Raw genomic sequence first — 17260 nt, 5'->3', positions numbered from 1 at the left:
TTTGCCAGAAAAGGCGGCGGCAATTAAATCCCCACGTGGGGTTTCTGGCTCGATACGTATAAAAGAATGAAAGGCAGCAATATAATACAATAATGGCAACGCAGGGCTGTCGCTCGTGTTTTTTTCACGTAAAATAGCGCGCAAAGCTAAACAAGCCTCATGAAAAGCCGCACTATAGGGCAGGTTTTGCCAAGCAAGTTGTAGGCGTTTGGTGGGGTGGTCTTTATATTTTTTTAGTTGTTGGCGCCATGCTTTGCCTAGGCCTTGGAGCACAACGGGTAGAGGCTGACCAGGATCATAATGAAACCATGGGCTGTCAGTTTGATGATTTAGCTGGATCCCAAAATGCGCTAAAGCTTGCTGCAATGGCATAAGCTTAACGCCAGTGTGATGGTTTTGTAATTGTTGTTGAAGCTGTTTTAAAAGGGGCTTAATGTCAGCAGGTAGGGGCAGCTGTTGCAATTGTTGAATGAGCTGCTGATAACGTTGTAGTAGCTCAGGCGCTGGCGTGGTCTTATATTGGATTAGCTGTTGCCAGCTTTCGCGCAAGGCCACGATCACAGCATGAGCAGCTTGAAGTGATTTGGCGTAAATCAGTTTGCATGGCATTGTCATTCTATAAGCCTAATTAGGTTAGCATGATATTAGCCTAGCATAATTTATATTATGGGTTCAGCCTAAAACCTTCGCAGGCCCCCCATTTGTTTTTTCGATGTAGCCAAATCGTATCACAAGCCCGACATTTAAATTTTGCTTCAAAATTCTCACCTTTTATCGGGATATATTCACTACAAAGGTGTAATTCTGGATGAGGGGGTGTGGCTGCTACAGCTACAGGTAATGTCAAGCAAGCGTCACACAGAGTACGAGTCACTACCATTTGCATAACACAGATCCTCCTAGAGAAAATGAATAGATGTAAATAGCTTAACGAATTATTTTGTGTAAATGAGAATCCCAAAGAGATTTACTCATTTTTGTACATGATTTGTTGTTTTTAAGGATTGGAACGAGGCAAAATAGGGTTTTATTTTTTTTAGTACGGTTTTTTTATCGGTATTGACGAAAGTATTTAGTTAATCCATTTTTCGCAGACATCGCGACATAAGGTGTATCCCTTGATACGTTTAGAACATATCAATAAAAACTATGTCTCAGGCACCAAAACAGTGGTGGCTTTGGACGATATTAATTTACAGATTCAAGCGGGAGAGGTTTTTGGCATTATTGGACGCTCAGGTGCCGGAAAAAGCACCTTGATTCGCATGCTGAATCTCTTAGAACGACCCAGCAGTGGACGAGTTTGGTTACAGGACCAGGATATTAGTGCTTTAGCCGAGCCCCAACTACGCCAAGTACGTCAAAAAATTGGGATGGTGTTCCAGCATTTCAATTTGTTGCAGATGCGTACCGTGTTGGATAATGTATGTTTTCCGTTACGGCTAGCGGGGCTAACGCGTGCGCAACAAAAAGCACGGGCATTAGAGGTGTTAGAGCTTGTGGGTTTGCAAGATCATGTGCATAAATACCCACGCCAGCTTTCTGGTGGGCAACAGCAGCGTGTAGGGATTGCGCGAGCATTAGCGAATCACCCTCAGCTACTGCTTTGCGATGAGGCTACTTCAGCTTTAGACCCTGAAACGACGCAGTCTATTTTGCGGTTGCTGGCACAAATCAACCAGGATTTAGGGCTAACGATCGTGCTAATTACGCATAGTATGGATGTGATTCGACGCATTTGTGATCGGGTGGCGGTGATTGATGCGGGGAAGCTTGTGGAGCAGGGAGAGGTATTAGATGTGTTCCTACATCCACAACATGCGGTCACCCAGTCTTTGCTGTCTGAAAGCGGGGTAGAGGCCGAAGGGTGGCAGGATATGGCGGCCGAAGTGCAAGGGCGCCTATTGCGTTTGAGTTTTACCGGCTCATCGACAGCCACTCCTTTATTAAGTCAAATTAGTCGTGATTACCAGCTAGATTTAAGCATTTTGCAGGGAGCTGTCAGTCGTATTAAAGATGTGCCTTATGGGCAGTTAGTTGTAGCGGCTAACGGTGATTTATCCCGATGGTCACAGGTTGAAACCCTATTAGCCCAACAAGGCGTTGCTTGCGAGGTATTACGTCCATGAGCTTTGATAATCTTGATTGGCCCCTAATTCTTGAGGCCACCCTTGATACGTTGTTGATGACAGGGTTTTCGCTCTTGTTTACGGTTTTAATTGGTTTGCCTTTAGGTGTGATTTTGTTTCTTACTGCCAAAGGGCAGCTTTTAGAAAACCGGGTTACGTATCAGTCATTATCATTGGTTGTGAATGTCTTACGCTCGGTGCCATTTTTAATTTTATTGATCGTGATGATTCCGTTAACGCGTGTTTTAGCCGGAACGTCTTTAGGTGTACAAGGATCAATACCGCCTTTAGTAGCAAGTGCGGCGCCTTTTTTTGCGCGCTTGGTAGAAAATGTACTGCGTGAGCTTGATCCAGGCGTTTCTGAAGCTTGTCGCGCGATGGGGGCTAATTCACGGCAGACCGTACTCATGGCCTTATTGCCAGAGGCTACAACAGGGATTTTAGCTGCAATTGTGGTCACAGCGATTACCCTAGTAGGTTATTCGGCGATGTCAGGCGTTATCGGTGGCGGGGGCTTGGGGGATCTTGCACTACGCTTTGGTTATCAGCGTTACCAAAGCGATGTGATGTTAGTTACTGTGTTGATCTTAGTTGTTTTAGTGCAATTGCTTCAAATGTTTGGTGATAAGCTAGCTGCTATGATTCATAGTAAGACACAATAATTCATTCGATTTACTTTTAGGAGCACCATTCATGAAAAAATTGATTCCCGCTTTTGCCCTATCGCTGGCTGCGTTAGCGGTTGGTTCAGCCCATGCGGGTAAACTGACTGTGGCTGCCACCCCCGTACCACATGCGGAGCTGCTCGAGTTTGTGAAGCCGACGCTTGCGGAACAAGGGGTAGAGCTTGATATTAAGGTATTTACCGACTATGTACAGCCCAATGCTCAGGTGGCTGATGGGCATTTGGATGTGAACTTTTTCCAGCACAAGCCCTATTTAGATACTTTTAATAAAGAACATAAAACCGAGTTGGTCTCTATTGGCTTGGTGCATGTAGAGCCCTTTGGTGCTTATTCGAAAAAAATCAAAGCGCTATCTGAATTAAAAGACGGGGCTTTGGTGGCATTGCCTAATGATCCTTCTAATGGTGCTCGTGCTTTATTATTATTACAACAGCAAGGGCTGATTGAGCTAAAAGACCCTGAGAATATTTTAGCTACCTCGCGGGATATTGTAAAAAACCCCAAAAAGCTCAAATTTAAAGAGCTAGAGGCAGCTACTTTGCCACGTGTACTAGCAGATGTGGATTTGGCGTTGATTAATACCAACTATGCGTTAGAAGCGGGATTAAATCCATTAAATGATGCCCTATTTATCGAGGGTGCTGACTCGCCTTATGCCAACATTGTGGCCACCACAGCGGATAAAGCGGATAATGAGGATGTGAAAAAGCTCATGCAGGCATTGCATTCTGATGCAGTGCGTCAGCAGATTACAGAGCAGTACAAAGGCGCAATTGTGCCGGCATTCTAAGTAGCCTACCATAGTAAAAAAGCCATCGTGATCACGATGGCTTTTTTATTGGCTGGGCTGTGTGACTAGCGTACGTTAATAATTCGCATAGCCGCTGCTTTTTGGCTGCCTTCAGGGAAGACTTGGATGGTAATTTGACGTGCAGTCATACCAGAGGGCAGCTCTACAGAGCCTTGTGCATGTAGATAATGTCCAAACTCTACGGCAACCGGCTCTAAGTCTATATGGCCGGTACGTCCGTTGGGGTAACGTCCCATAACATTAAATTTCATTGTGCCTTTGAATGTAGATGCTTTTTCATCGTCTTGCATTAGCAAAACGTTATAGTCTAGCTCGGCACTATTGTTTTTAAATTCGGCTGCGCGTATACCTGGAGAGGTGCCACGCGGATCGGCCGGGATAGCACGGGCAAATAAGGCAAGGTCTCGCTCTAGGGCCGCCACAATACTGTCATGACGCTCCAGCTTATCTTTGATAGTGGCGACTTGGCTCAGGCTATCATCGCGCTCACGCTCAGCAAGAGTAATTTGTGACTGCAAGCGCTGGTTTTCTGCTTTAACACTATTAAGCTCATCATGTAGCTGTTGTGATTGTTCGACCGTAAGCATAGGTGGGCCATAGCTTTTTTGAACAAAAAGTAAACCTCCCGCACCTAAGACCATGCCGGTAATCATTAACACTAACCAACGAGGGATACGACGTTTGCGTCGGGTGTAGCCATAGGCGGTGGGTTTAAATACGGGTCGTTTGGAACCTAGCATGGGGCAAATTGTTCCTGTAAAGATTGGAGGAAATAAGATCAATGCAAAAATGCCGAGCGGCTGCCAGAAATCATAGCCTGTTCAAGCTAATGAGCCAAGCTTTGTTCTATTTGTTGCAATCTTTCGGGTGTGCCTACATCTTGCCATTGTCCTTGATAAAGGCTACCGAGGACTTTTTGCTGTTGAATGGCTTGATGGAGAGGTTCACGTAATGGCGTAGGCACCTCTGCATTTACTTGATCAAAAAACCGTGGGCTAAATACACCCATACCGCTATAGGTATAGCTGGTTGTCGAGGTTTTAGACTGTATGTACCCATGTGCTAGGTCAAAATCGCCCTCGCGGTGATGCGAAGGGTTAGGGACAAGCAATAAGTGCGCTAGCGCCTGCTGTTGGTGTAAGCGTTGAGCTAAATAGGGTGCGACGCGACAATCCCAGTCCGTCCATACATCCGCGCTGATGACAAGAAAAGGGTGTTCACCCAGTAAAGGTAACGCTTTTTTTATGCCGGCAGCGGTTTCTAGAGCGGTGGGTTCAGCAGAGTATTGGATGTGTACACCAAAACGGCTGCCATCGCCTAAATAGGCCTCTATTTGCTCACCTAGCCAAGCGTGGTTAATCACAATATTAGTAATCTCTGCCTGGGCTAAACGTAAAAGATGCCACTCGATTAAGGCTTTGCCGCCAACTTTTAATAAGGGTTTGGGGGTATGGTCAGTAAGTGGGCGCATCCGTGCGCCCCGACCAGCCGCTAAAATCATAGCTCGCATGGTATTAAATAGTCATTCCTAATACGGTTTGTTTGTTTTCTAAGCGGTCAAAGAGGCGACGTAACGCATTGAATTCGTCATAACGAATAAAGACTTGACGCAAATACTGACAAACGCGTGGGATATGATCCAAATAGTGGTGTTTTTGATCACGCAAAGAAAGGCGGCTAAATACACCTAATATACGCAAATTGCGTTGTACGCTCATCCATTCATACGCTCGGTGAAACTCTGCAAAGTCTTCAGCGATAGCTAGGCCGGCATGGTGAGCGGCTTGCCAATAGCGAATTGCCCAATCTAATTGCTGTTCCTCATCCCAGCTATAGCGAGCATCCATTACTAGGGAGGCGATATCATAGGTGATAGGGCCGATGACGGCATCCTGAAAGTCAATGACGCCAGGCCGTAGGGATGCATCTGTAGGCATCATGAGATTAGGTGAATGAAAGTCCCGATGCACTAAAACCTGGCCGTGCTGTACATTATCTTGGACTAGACGCTTAAATAGTGTGTCTAGGCTTTGTTTTTCTGTATCGCTTAGTTCGGTTTTGCAATAACCTTTGATATACCATTGCTCAAATAGCTGCAGCTCTTCTAACATACGGTTGGCATCATAGACCGGCAAGCCAGTAGGATCTGCGTGCTGCATACGTACTAGCTCCTTGATAGTGAGACGGTAGAGAGCTTGTAACGCACTTGAGTCCATAGGGGACTGTAGCGTTTGGTAGAAGTTTTGTGTGCCCAAATCGCTGAGTAACATAAAACCCAAGTCTAGATCATAAGTGAGTATGTCGGGCACTCGTACACCAACATTAGCTAGGCGTGCTTGTATATCAATAAAGGCAGCGTTATTTTCCTGGCTTGGTGGTGCATCCATAATAATATATGAGGTATCCACGTGGGAAACTCGGAAATAACGTCTAAAGCTAGCGTCGCTTGAGGCCGGCTGTAGCTGCTGGGGATCAATTTGATAAGTTGGTGCTAACGTGGCGAGCCAATGTTTGAGTTGTTGTTGACGTAGGACTGCAGGATCTTGCATAAATAAAAGACTCTAAGCTAATAAATTTTAACGGTTTAGGTGCCGCGATACGCTCGGCTTCACTATAATAGCGATTTGTGATGCTAAATAGGTATCAAAGATACATAGCGAATCATTTTCTAAGGACACAAACGTTGTGCGATCAGGTTGGTACACCCTTATGATTTTAGCGGGTTTAGTCGTAAATAATACGCTAAAACCGGCTTTGGCTTCAGAACCGCATGTTCCTCGACTAAAGGCGGCCTCGCATTTGCAGGTGCAGTCTTTGGCTGAGGACGACATGACTGTATTTTTTACGGGTGATGTACTTGAGCGCACAGAAAATGGAACTGTTTTACTGAAAGGGGATGCTCAAGTCCGTCGTGTTGATTCGATTGCTAAAGGCGAAAAAATCGAATATCACCCTAACTCTGGTGATTTACGAATCCGAGGTCAAGGCAAGCTCCTTCGCGAGGGCAGTTTAATTCAAAGTGAGCATATTGATTACAACATCCAAAATGAAACGGGTGCGATACAAAGCCCTCGCTTCGTATTTGGGGGATCTGGGGGTTCTGGCTCGGCGGAGCAGGCTGATTTGCTATCTAAAAATCACTTGCGTATGAAAACCGTGGAATACACGGGTTGTCCGTGTCCTGCCCCTTCTTGGTTTATACGCGCCCCACAAGTCGATTTATATAATGATAAAAATACGGGGGTAGCTAAACATGGGGTGTTGTATTTTAAAAATGTTCCTATTTTATACTCGCCTTATTTGGCTTTTCCCCTACGAGAGGAGCGCAAAAGCGGTTTTTTGGTGCCATCCTATGGGTATTCATCGAATAGTGGTTTAGAGTTCTCCATTCCTTATTATTTTAATATTGCCCCAAATTACGATGCTACGTTAACACCGCGCGTCTTAAGTAAACGAGGGGTACAGCTGCAAGGAGAGTTCCGTTATTTAGGCAAGCAGCATCAAGGCCAGCTCACGGGTACCTATTTAGCCAATGACAATAAAACGGACACAGATCGTTGGTACTTTGCCGCGGAACACCAGCATCATATTGGGGGTGGCGTCGGCTTTGCTTATAACTATCGTCGGGTTTCAGATGATGATTATTTCCGAGACTTATCTACTTTTGGGATTAACCAAGCCTCGGTGACAGAGCTATTAAGCAATGCTCGTTTTACCTGGAGCGGAGCGAAGTATTTTAATGCGGCTTTATCGGTTTCTAAATACCAGACGCTGCAGGATGCAGAAAGAAGGTATCGTCGCCCTGAATACGATCGGTTGCCGCAGTTTAGGTTGACTGGGAAACGATATAACTGGGGCGGTTTCGATGTGCAGACCGAAAATCAGGCGACTCGTTTTGTAATGCCTTATTACTCGGGGAGTGTCAATAAGTTTGATGCCTATAGGCGTATTCGCTTAGCACCAAATAGCACACGAATATCCTCTTATACAACAGTGGCTTATCCTATCGTGCGCCCGGGTTGGTATGTCACTCCTAAATTTGGCTTGCACTTAAGTCATTATGATACGGACTGGAAATCTGTTAATAATGTGGCTCAGCGCAACTTAGCTCGTAACGTTGGGCGTGTGGTGCCGATATCTTCTCTGGATATGGGGATGACATTTGAGCGTGATACGCGGCTTTTTGGGATTGACTCGATCCAAACACTAGAGCCACGGCTGTATTATTTATATGTTCCTTATCGGGATCAAAACGATATTCCAAATTTAGATACCAGCGTCGCTACATTCAATTTTTCTCAAGCCTTTAGTGAGAATATTTATAGTGGTGGTTGGGATCGTATTGCCAATGCTAACCAGTTAACTATGGGGCTCTCTACTCGTTGGTTAGATAGTGATACGGGATTTGAGCGAGTACGCTTAGAGGCCGCACAGCGTTTTCACTTTACTAACCAGAAGGTATTCTTGCATAATTTTACAGCACATGAATATCCCCCAGAGCGCACACGTTCTGACTATTTGTTTGGTGCTTATGCTGCGCTCACTGATCAGTTTCATGTACGTTTTGATGCACAGCTTAACCCTGAATCCCGTGATCGAAACCGTATGAGCGCAGGGGTACGCTGGCAGCCTAAACGTCTAGCAACGATAGCGGCTTCGTATCGTTATGAACGAGATCCTCGCGCCTTTGACAATCCTCAATATCAATTTGTTAATAACGACGAGCGAACCAAAGAGCAAATTTCTTTAACCACACAGTGGCCATTGTCAAATAAACTGTATGGTTTAGGTAGGGTTGATTACTCTATTCAAGAAAAACGCAGTACGCAGACGATTTTTGGATTGGAGTATAAGGGTGACTGTTGCTGGACGGGGCGTTTTGTGCTCCAGCGCTATGCTGTCTCCGCCCAAAAAAGTAACAGTGCTGTATTTTTACAGTTAGAACTCTCTGGTTTAGGTTCTATTGGGACAAATCCAATGAGCCTATTGCGAGAGCGTATTGTAGGCTATAAGCCTGTAACGCCATCCATCCCAGAAAAAACCGTTTTTGAGAGGTACGAATAATATGCAGTTACAGCAATTAACGCGCCAAGTCGTGTTTTGTTTAATGACTATTGGCGGCGTTGCCAATGTAGAGCTTGCTATGGCGCAGCCCCTTACCGACTCCCAGGGTTATGTGGATGGAATTGCAGCGGTAGTTAACCAAGATGTCATCACTTTGCGTCAGGTCAATGCCGAGGTCGCAGAGGTGACAAAAAACCTGCGTGCGCAAAAAATTCCAGTTCCCGATGAGGAAATCTTACAGCGTCAGGTTTTGCAACGGTTGATCGATGAGCGTTTAATACGCCAAGAAGCGTTACATATGGGGTTTAACCCAGACCAAATTGATCCCTTAGAAGCGGCGGAGCTGATCGCAAATCGTAATCAGATGTCCTTAGCTCAATTGCGTCAGGAGATTGAAAAAGGCGGTTTACAGTGGGAAACTTATTTGCGAAGCTTGCGCCAGGAAGTCTTAATAGATCGTATTCGTCAGCAAGTCATTGACCCACGGATTAGTATTTCCGATTCGGAGATTGATGCGTTACTAAAAAGCCAAGGCATTGATCCGGCTTCGACCAAACAACCAGCACAGGCTAATGAAATCCTCGAGGTGGCACAGATACTCGTGCGTATACCCGAGGGGGCAAGTCAAGCTACACAAGCAGAGCTTAAACAAAAGGCGGAATCATTATTACGTCAGGTGCGATCAGGGGCTGATTTTGCTGGTGTAGCGGCAGCCTCTTCTGATGGTCCGGAAGCATTGCAGGGTGGTGTGCTGGGAGCAAGGCCTTTAGAGGGATGGCCGGATGTATTTGCGTCAGCACTAAAAGATACGGCCACAGGTCAGGTAACAGACGTGGTGCGCAGTGGGGCAGGCTATCATATTTTAAAAGTACTTAATCGCTCTCAAGCGGGCAATGCGCAATCGGCAGAGGCTGATTTCTTAGTAACCCAAACGCGGGCTAGTCACATTTTGATTAAATTTAATCAGATCACAAGTGATGAGCAGGCCAAAGAGCGCATTGATCAAATTGCTTATCGTTTACGCAATGGTGAAAATTTTGAGGAGCTCGCTCGCGCCTATTCCGAAGATGCTTCTGCTCCGCAAGGGGGGAGTTTAGGCTGGTTGAGTCCAGGGGAAACAGTACCGGCATTTGAGCAGGCTATGGATGCTTTGGCGGTAGGGCAGGTTAGCGCCCCCATTCGTTCACAGTTTGGTTGGCACATTATTCGCGTTGATGAGCGCCGTGACCGTAACGTTGGTAATGAGTTCCGACGTATGCAAGCTCGCCAAATGTTACATCAACAGCGCGTAGAGCCCGCTTTTGATGACTGGCTTAGCCAAATTCGTAGTCAAGCATACATTGATAATCGTTTAGATCCTGAGCTAAGCTCAGGGCGTCGCAAATAGGATTTACATGCAACATCATCAGGCGCGTAAGCGCTTTGGACAAAATTTTTTGCACGATGAGGGGGTTATCCACCAAATTGTGCGTGCGATTGATCCTCAACCAACAGATAAACTGATTGAAATTGGTCCTGGGATGTCAGCGTTAACGCAGCCATTAACACAGGCAGTAGATCAGCTTACTGTGATTGAAATCGACCGTGACTTAGTCGCTTTTTTAGAAAGAAAATACCGTCCTGAGCAGCTTCAGATTATTTCCGCGGATGTGCTCACCGTGGACTTTAGTCAGTTTGGGTCGGGCTTACGTATAGTCGGTAATTTGCCCTATAACATCTCGAGCCCTTTGTTGTTTCATTTGATGCAATATGCGGATCAGGTCTTGGATCAGCATTTTATGCTGCAAAAAGAGGTCATTGATCGTATGGTGGCTCAGCCTGGGGATGCCGCTTATGGGCGTTTATCCGTGATGCTGCAGTCGCGATATCGGATGGTTAAATTATTTGATGTAGGGCCAGAGGCCTTTGATCCAGCACCTAAGGTGACATCAGCGGTGGTACGGATGCGACCGTTAAAAGCGGATCGTCTTCAAGCCAAAGATGAGGCGGTGTTTGCCCAAGTGGTAGCCAAAGCCTTTAGTCAGCGGCGAAAAATGTTGCGGCGGGTTTTAGCAGACTGGGCCCCCCAGATTAACTGGGAAGCTGTTGGCATTGATCCCACCGCCAGAGCAGAGCAAGTGAGTCTGGCTCAGTACATTGCGCTTAGCGACGCACTGACGCCATTATTAGCAGCACCTTAAGCAAAAAACCAGTAGCTGACAGCGATAGCGGCGCTGATACCGGCAGCGTCGGCAATTAGCGCGCAGGGGATGGCATGCCGAGCGCGTTGGATACCGACCGCACCAAAATACACAGCAAGAACATAAAAAGTGGTTTCCGTGCTGCCCTGAAAGGTGGCAGCCAATAAGGCGGCAAAACTGTCCACACCATGGTGCTGCATGGTTTCTATTAATAGCGCCCGAGCCGCACCACCAGAAAATGGCTTCATCAGAGCTGTGGGCAGAGCATCAACAAAACGGTTATCCACGCCTAGGCTATCCACTACCCAACGAATCCCGCTAAGTGCTATTTCTAAGGCGCCTGAAGCTCGTAATAGACCAATAGCACAGAGCATGGCCAGCAAATAAGGCAGTAGATTTTTGGCTACGTCAAAGCCTTCTTTGGCGCCCTCTATAAACTGGTCATACAAGGCCTGTTTTTTACGCCAACCAGCCCATAAAAAGAGAGCAATGACCCCTAATAAGCTCAGGTTGCCGAGTAGGGATGAAAAGTGATTCAGAGCCGCTGCGCTTAGAGTAGCGAGACTGGCAATAAATAGCCCCAGCAAAAGTAGCAGTGAGCCCAACCAGAGTAAGAGTATTGGATCGCCTAGGCGTATGCGTTGTACCAGAGCGACGGCGAGCAGCCCAGCTAAGGAAGAGGCGGTTGTCGCTAATAAAATGGGTAAAAAAACCAAGGTGGGATCGGCAGCGCCCTGCTGTAGCCTATACATAAAAATACTAATAGGCAATAAGGTGAGCGAGGACGTATTTAAGACCAAAAATAGGATTTGAGCATTTGTTGCTGTTTTAGCATCTGGGTTCAGCTCTTGCAGGGCACGCATGGCGCGTAACCCAATTGGGGTGGCGGCATTATCTAAGCCTAGCCCATTAGCAGCAAAGTTTAGGGTGATTAAACCCAGAGCGGGATGTCCTGCTGGAACGCCTGGCATTAAGCGTGTAAATAGGGGGGTAAGCCAGCGAGCGAGCTTTTCAATAAGACCGGCTTTTTCTGCGATGCGTAAGAAACCAAGCCATAAGCTAAGGGTGCCAAAAAGTACAATCATAATTTGTACAGATAGCTCAGCCATAGCAAATAAACTTTGCACCATTTGGCTAAAAATATCGGCTTGGCCTAGTATGAGCCAATGATATAGCCCACTGCTGGCAGCAACCACAAAAAACAACACCCAAAGGGTATTTAACATAATGACTTTATCCCAAATAAAAAGCGGGCAGTAGCCCGCTTACTGTATCCCGTAAGGTGAGCTTTAGTCTTCGCGCCCTTTAGCTTGAATTAGCTCGATTTTATAACCATCGGGGTCTTCGACAAAAGCAATTACGGTGTTGCCATGCTTCATTGGGCCTGCTTCACGGACGACCTTACCGCCCTTGGCTTTAATCGTCTCACAGGCTTGGTAGGCATCTTCGACCTCTAGAGCAATATGACCATAACCATTACCTAAGTCATAGCTGACCGTATCCCAGTTATGGGTCAGCTCAAGTACCGCGGTTTCGCTTTCTTCACCATAACCAACAAAAGCCAGGGTGAACTTACCATCGGGATAATCTTTTTGGCGTAAGAGTTTCATACCCAAAACATTGGTATAAAAGTCCAGAGAACGCTGTAGGTCACCTACGCGCAGCATGGTGTGCAAAATACGCATAATCATTCCTTTATTCAAATAAGGGTAGGCTCGCAGGGTCAAACTGCTTGAGCTGTTGCCGTGCCGTGTAAAACGTAGGCAAAAGGCGCTCGACCTCTTGCCAAAAGGCAGGGCTGTGATTCATTTCTTTTAAGTGAGCCACCTCGTGGGCGATCACATAATCAATGATAGCAGGTGCAAAGTGAATCAAACGCCAATTTAACATGATGTTGCCTTGACTAGAGCAAGAACCCCAGCGTTTTGCTGGGCTGCCAAGACGCCATTGGTTAAAGCGTGTCTGATAACCACTTTTTTCTAAAAAGTACGATAAACGTATCGAAAAATCTCGTTTGGCTTGTTGTTGGAGCCAGCTATGACAAAGATCTTGAATACGCTGACTATCTGCCTCAGGGGGCAAATGCAAGCAGAGACGATCTTCATGGGAGGGCTGATTAAGGTCCCCCGCATACACCGGCTGTTTTAGTAACGGGTTAAGCTGAAGCGTAATGGTGACGCCGAGATAGGGAAGTTGCCCCCCCTCTTGCCAGACCGTATGACTCATTGCTTGTTGTTGCAAACGTTTGAGCCGTTCTTCGAGTTTGCTAAATATCCATGTGGCTTTGGTGTCTAAAGCCTGTTGAATATGTTGGTTGGTGGCCCAGTGGGGCGCAGTGAGAACCAAGCCCTCATCACTGATGCGTAAACCAATGCTTTTACGACGAGAGCGTTTAAGCATATAGCTTAAGGGGCGCTCCAATACCGTGGTGTTTTTCCACTGGGTTCCAGGGGGAAGTTTAGCGGGCTTGAGAAGTTGGTAGTTCATAACGTTCTGGATTTAAACGTTGCATTTCGGATTCGATCCAGTGCTCTACATCTTGATTGACTTCGTTCACAGTACGCCCAGCAGTAGGGATTAAGGGGCCAATAGAAACCGTGATGAGTCCAGGTTTTTTGAGAAATTTTCCTTTGGGCCAGTATTCCCCTGCATTATGTGCGATTGGGATAACAGGAACTTGGCATTGTGTGGCCAAGGCTGCACCTCCATGCTTATAGCGTACACGTTTACCGGGTGGGACACGGGTGCCCTCTGGGAACAATAAGGGCCAGCGCCCTTCATTAAGACGTAATTGTCCTGTGGTCACCACCTGCTCAAAGGCATCGCGTCCCTTAGAGCGATCTATAGGGATCATATTTAAAAGAGCGAGCCCCCAACCAAAAAATGGAATGCGGTTTAGTTCTTTTTTGTAGACAAAACACACATCACGAGGCAAGTGTATGGTAAAGAAAAAGGTTTCCCAAGTAGACTGGTGTTTAGATAATATGACAGCAGGACCATCTGGTAAGTGCTCTTTTCCGATGATTTGCCACCGTATGCCTAAAATGACTTTTGCTGCCCAGATCACCATGCGGGGCCACCCAGTAGTGAGTTTATAGCGCCAGCGTAAGGGTAAAGGAGCCCAGAGTATGCAAGCAAACGCATAGGGGATGACGGTGATGATCAAAAAAAGCTGGAATAAAAAAGCGCGTAAATACAGCATATTAGGATTGAGCAAGCCAAAATTGCACCACAGCTGCTAAGTCGGGGTGAGTAGTGGTAAGAGGGGGTAGAGGTTGTTGCTGTGTTTGAGCGCCGTTTCCTGTTAAAACCAGTGCCGTAGAAATCTGGGCGGCATGAGCGGCTTGTAGGTCTCGTAAAGAATCCCCAACGGCCACACAGTTTTCTGGATTCAGATCATAACGACGCATGGCCTCAATGAACATGCCGGGTAAAGGCTTGCGGCATGTACAGTGGTCATCAGGACCATGAGGACAAATAAAAATAGCATCAACATGTGCACCGAAAGCAGCAAGCTGCTGACGCATTTTCAGATGAATGGCGTTAAGCGTATCCATATTAAACAGGCCACGAGCTAAGCCAGACTGGTTGGTGGCAATGATGACCCGCCAACCGGCCTGCTTGAGCTTAGCAATGGCCTCTAGGCTGCCAGGAATAGCAACCCACTCATCGGGTGATTTAATAAAGGCTTTGGAGTCATAGTTAATGACTCCATCGCGGTCTAAAATAGCAGTTTTCACTAGGCAAGTAAGGATAAATCAGCCACTTGATTCATGGACTGGTGTAATTGCCGCAACAAAGCTAGGCGATTATTGCGTACAGCCATGTCCTCGGCCATGACCATGACATCGTTAAAGAATCGATCCACAGGCTCTTTAGCCGCTGCCAGTGTGGCAAGAGAAGCGCTAAAGTCGCCTTGTTCAAACTGTTGTTGGGCTACAGGCGCAAGCTCGCGAATCGTTGCTGCCAAAGCTTGTTCGGCGGGCTCAGTCAGTAAGTTAGGGTCCAGCGGGGTGCCCGCTTCTGTATTGCGCTGGAGCAGATTACTAATTCGCTTATTAGCGGCCGCAAGGCTCTCTGCCTCAGGGCGCTGGGCAAAGGCAACACAAGCATTGATACGGGCGTTTACTTGTTGTAGGGGCGGCTGCAAAGCGAGCACGGCCTCTACGACCTTACGGTCGTGATTTTGAACCAGTTGGTTGCGATAGCGCTCATAAATAAAATTGATCACCTCTTCAACGGTATTTTCTGCTAAGACCGCAGTATCGAAGCCAGCGGCCGAGAAGGTGAGTAGCTCACGTAAATCTAAGCGGGAGTGAGTCAGATATCCCCCTTGGTTGAGCTGTTCGAACGCACTGATTAAGCCCAAAGCGGCACGACGTAAGGCATACGGGTCACGCTCGCCTGTAGGAGCTAAGCCTATTCCCCAAATACCGATAAGGGTTTCTGCGCGCTCCGCTAAAAATAGCGTAGTGGCAATCAGAGAGTCGGCGCTAACGGGGGCGTGAATACGGTGCTCATATTGATGACGTAGCGCATTGACGACGTGTTCGTGCTCGCCATCGGCTTGAGCATAATACGCGCCCATAATCCCTTGAAGCTCAGGGAACTCTCCCACCATGAGGGTGTTGAGGTCAGCTTTGGCAAGTAGGGCGGCACGATCGGCAAGCTGCGTGTCCGCGCCCAGTTGTTCGGCAATATGTACAGCCAAACGACGTAAGCGCTCCACGCGTACCCGTTGTGAACCAAGTTTGTTGTGATAAACACTGTTCTCTAGACTTGGGACTCGGTCTACGAGCGACTGCTTGCGATCGGTTTCAAAGAAAAAGCGTGCATCCGCTAAACGTGGCAGAATCACTCGTTGATTTCCCTCAATAATATGTGAAGGATCCTCAACCTGCATATTGCTCACGATTAAAAAGCGATGTGTCAGCGCATGGGTATTTGGGTCAAAGAGGGGGAAGTAGCGCTGGTTAAGCCGCATCGTTAAAATCAAGCACTCACTGGGTATTTCAAGGAAGACAGGATCAAATTCGCCCTTGTAAACCGTAGGATGTTCGACTAATGCTGTGACCTCGTCTAATAAGGCAGGGACTTCAGGATCATCACCCAGGGTGGCTTGATGCTGCTCACACGCTTGCTGTAATTGCTGACGAATGTTTTCGCGACGTTTAGCAAAAGAGGGAATCACCCAACCTTGTTGCTCAAGTTGTTGTTCGTAACTATCTGCCGAAGTAATGTTCAGTGGGCCTTCGCACATAAAGCGGTGCCCTAACGTGGTACGACCCGAGGTTAAGCCAAGGGTTTGGGCATCAAGCACATCTTCGCCCCAGAGAACCACTAAACCATGAGCAGGGCGCACAAAGCGTACGCTTGTGATGCCATCATTAAGCTGATAGCGCATCACTTTAGGAATAGGCAGGTGCGTAACAGCATAGTCGATGGCCTCATTGATTACATCGACGAGCTTGGCCCCGGTTGCCATGCCATTTGCATAGAGATAGTCTTGCTTGCCGTCTGATTTAATTTCTAGATCGGCTAAGCTTAGGTGACCGAGTCCTTTGCTATCTAGTCGTTTTTGTAGGGGGGCTGTTATATTCCCATCGGCATCTATACCGACTTTAGTGGGCATAAGCTTTTCACTAAAGGGCTGATCGGCGGCCTGTTGGGCAACATGGGTAATATGGACAGCTAAACGACGGGGCGTTGCATACGCGGTGATGGTGCTATCGCCCTGTAATAAGTGACGTTGACTAAGGACGTTGGCTACCCCATCAGCAAAGGCTTGCCCCATTTTTTCTAGGGCTTTAGGAGGCAACTCTTCGGTTTGGAGTTCGACTAATAAGGAGCGATTCAACATGGTGGCTTCAGACATTAGACGGTCTCCTTGTTGTTTTGGTTATTCAACATAGGGAAACCAAGGGCTTCGCGGGAATGGTAATAAGCTTGGGCGACCCCCCGTGCAAGGTTGCGGATACGGCCAATATAGGCAGCGCGCTCTGTCACACTGATGGCACCGCGAGCATCAAGCATATTAAAGGTGTGAGCAGCTTTTAGAGTTTGCTCATAGGCTGGCAGAGCAAGGGGAAGCTCAATGAGCTTTTTAGCCTCTGCTTCATGATTATTGAAGTGGGCAAAGAGCATATCCGTGCTGGCGTATTCGAAGTTATAAGTGGATTGCTCAACTTCGTTTTGATGGAAGACATCACGATAATAAATGGCATGCCCTTGTTTGTCTTTGGTCCATACTAGATCATAAACGCTTTCGACCCCTTGTAAGTACATTGCAAGACGCTCAAGACCATAGGTGATTTCGCCGGTGGCGGGCACACAGTCTAGACCGCCAACCTGTTGAAAGTAAGTGAACTGAGTGACTTCCATGCCATTGAG

Annotated in this window: 17 protein-coding genes; 6 read left to right on the top strand and 11 right to left on the bottom strand. The window is 47.1% G+C overall.

What is annotated here, in order from left to right; all coding sequences use genetic code 11:
* The coding region (locus Q1V74_RS08295; protein ID WP_300648058.1) for a hypothetical protein at positions 1–615 on the bottom strand (615 nt) is incomplete at its 3' end.
* 503 nt (positions 616–1118) lie between these two features.
* Here Q1V74_RS08295 and Q1V74_RS08290 point away from each other — a divergent pair.
* Genes Q1V74_RS08290 through Q1V74_RS08280 form a run of 3 tightly spaced genes read left to right on the top strand, consistent with a single transcriptional unit; the run spans position 1119 to position 3605 of the window.
* Positions 1119–2129: a methionine ABC transporter ATP-binding protein gene (locus Q1V74_RS08290; protein WP_300648056.1), complete on the top strand. Its 1011-nt coding sequence runs from the start codon at positions 1119–1121 to the stop codon at positions 2127–2129.
* On the top strand, positions 2126–2791 hold the full coding sequence (locus Q1V74_RS08285) for a methionine ABC transporter permease (RefSeq protein ID WP_260649262.1): 666 nt from the start codon (positions 2126–2128) through the stop codon (positions 2789–2791). Before Q1V74_RS08290 ends, Q1V74_RS08285 begins: the two co-directional genes overlap by 4 nt.
* 31 nt (positions 2792–2822) lie before the next feature.
* Positions 2823–3605, top strand: coding sequence for a MetQ/NlpA family ABC transporter substrate-binding protein (locus Q1V74_RS08280; RefSeq protein WP_300648053.1), 783 nt, complete (start codon positions 2823–2825; stop codon positions 3603–3605).
* Between the two features lie 65 nt (positions 3606–3670).
* Here the strand turns inward: Q1V74_RS08280 and Q1V74_RS08275 are convergent, their stop codons facing one another.
* The 3 genes from Q1V74_RS08275 to Q1V74_RS08265 all read right to left on the bottom strand — a co-directional run bounded on the left by Q1V74_RS08275 (position 3671) and on the right by Q1V74_RS08265 (position 6175).
* On the bottom strand, positions 3671–4366 hold the full coding sequence (locus Q1V74_RS08275) for a DUF6776 family protein (protein WP_300648051.1): 696 nt from the start codon (positions 4364–4366) through the stop codon (positions 3671–3673).
* A gap of 86 nt (positions 4367–4452) precedes the next feature.
* On the bottom strand, positions 4453–5136 hold the full coding sequence (gene murU, locus Q1V74_RS08270; protein ID WP_300648049.1) for an N-acetylmuramate alpha-1-phosphate uridylyltransferase MurU: 684 nt from the start codon (positions 5134–5136) through the stop codon (positions 4453–4455).
* A 4-nt stretch (positions 5137–5140) separates the two neighbouring features.
* Positions 5141–6175: a phosphotransferase gene (locus tag Q1V74_RS08265; RefSeq protein ID WP_300648047.1), complete on the bottom strand. Its 1035-nt coding sequence runs from the start codon at positions 6173–6175 to the stop codon at positions 5141–5143.
* Positions 6176–6311: 136 nt separating this feature from the next.
* Here Q1V74_RS08265 and Q1V74_RS08260 point away from each other — a divergent pair, with 136 nt between their 5' ends.
* The 3 genes from Q1V74_RS08260 to rsmA are packed head-to-tail and all read left to right on the top strand — an operon-like array spanning position 6312 to position 10870.
* The gene (locus Q1V74_RS08260; protein ID WP_300648045.1) at positions 6312–8690 is read left to right on the top strand and encodes an LPS-assembly protein LptD; all 2379 of its coding nucleotides are present in this window, start codon (positions 6312–6314) and stop codon (positions 8688–8690) included.
* A gap of 1 nt (position 8691) precedes the next feature.
* On the top strand, positions 8692–10077 hold the full coding sequence (locus tag Q1V74_RS08255; RefSeq protein WP_300648043.1) for a peptidylprolyl isomerase: 1386 nt from the start codon (positions 8692–8694) through the stop codon (positions 10075–10077).
* Between the two features lie 7 nt (positions 10078–10084).
* Positions 10085–10870 carry a 16S rRNA (adenine(1518)-N(6)/adenine(1519)-N(6))-dimethyltransferase RsmA gene (gene rsmA, locus Q1V74_RS08250; protein ID WP_260649247.1) on the top strand — a complete coding sequence of 262 codons (786 nt, stop codon included), beginning with the start codon at positions 10085–10087 and terminating at the stop codon, positions 10868–10870.
* Here rsmA and Q1V74_RS08245 read toward each other — a convergent pair.
* The 7 genes from Q1V74_RS08245 to Q1V74_RS08215 all read right to left on the bottom strand — a co-directional run.
* Positions 10867–12096, bottom strand: coding sequence for a spore maturation protein (locus tag Q1V74_RS08245; protein WP_300648040.1), 1230 nt, complete (start codon positions 12094–12096; stop codon positions 10867–10869). The genes rsmA and Q1V74_RS08245 overlap by 4 nt on opposite strands.
* Before the next feature lie 63 nt (positions 12097–12159).
* Positions 12160–12555: a lactoylglutathione lyase gene (gene gloA, locus Q1V74_RS08240; RefSeq protein WP_300648038.1), complete on the bottom strand. Its 396-nt coding sequence runs from the start codon at positions 12553–12555 to the stop codon at positions 12160–12162.
* 10 nt (positions 12556–12565) lie between these two features.
* Positions 12566–13357 carry a SprT family zinc-dependent metalloprotease gene (locus Q1V74_RS08235; protein WP_300648036.1) on the bottom strand — a complete coding sequence of 264 codons (792 nt, stop codon included), beginning with the start codon at positions 13355–13357 and terminating at the stop codon, positions 12566–12568.
* Entirely contained in the window at positions 13329–14072 is a 744-nt protein-coding gene (locus Q1V74_RS08230; RefSeq protein WP_300648060.1) for a lysophospholipid acyltransferase family protein, read from the bottom strand. Before Q1V74_RS08230 ends, Q1V74_RS08235 begins: the two co-directional genes overlap by 29 nt.
* 1 nt (position 14073) lies before the next feature.
* Positions 14074–14610, bottom strand: coding sequence for a D-glycero-beta-D-manno-heptose 1,7-bisphosphate 7-phosphatase (gene gmhB, locus Q1V74_RS08225; RefSeq protein WP_300648034.1), 537 nt, complete (start codon positions 14608–14610; stop codon positions 14074–14076).
* Positions 14610–16745, bottom strand: a complete 2136-nt coding sequence (gene glyS / locus Q1V74_RS08220) for a glycine--tRNA ligase subunit beta (protein ID WP_300648032.1) — start codon at positions 16743–16745, stop codon at positions 14610–14612. The genes gmhB and glyS overlap by 1 nt, the downstream gene beginning before the upstream one ends.
* The coding region (locus Q1V74_RS08215; RefSeq protein ID WP_300648029.1) for a glycine--tRNA ligase subunit alpha at positions 16745–17260 on the bottom strand (516 nt) is incomplete at its 5' end. The genes Q1V74_RS08215 and glyS, both read right to left, overlap by 1 nt.

It is taken from the genome of Paenalcaligenes sp. (genome assembly GCF_030152715.1).
GTDB lineage: Bacteria > Pseudomonadota > Gammaproteobacteria > Burkholderiales > Burkholderiaceae_B > Paenalcaligenes > Paenalcaligenes hermetiae.
This window is presented reverse-complemented; position numbering and strand designations above follow the sequence as displayed.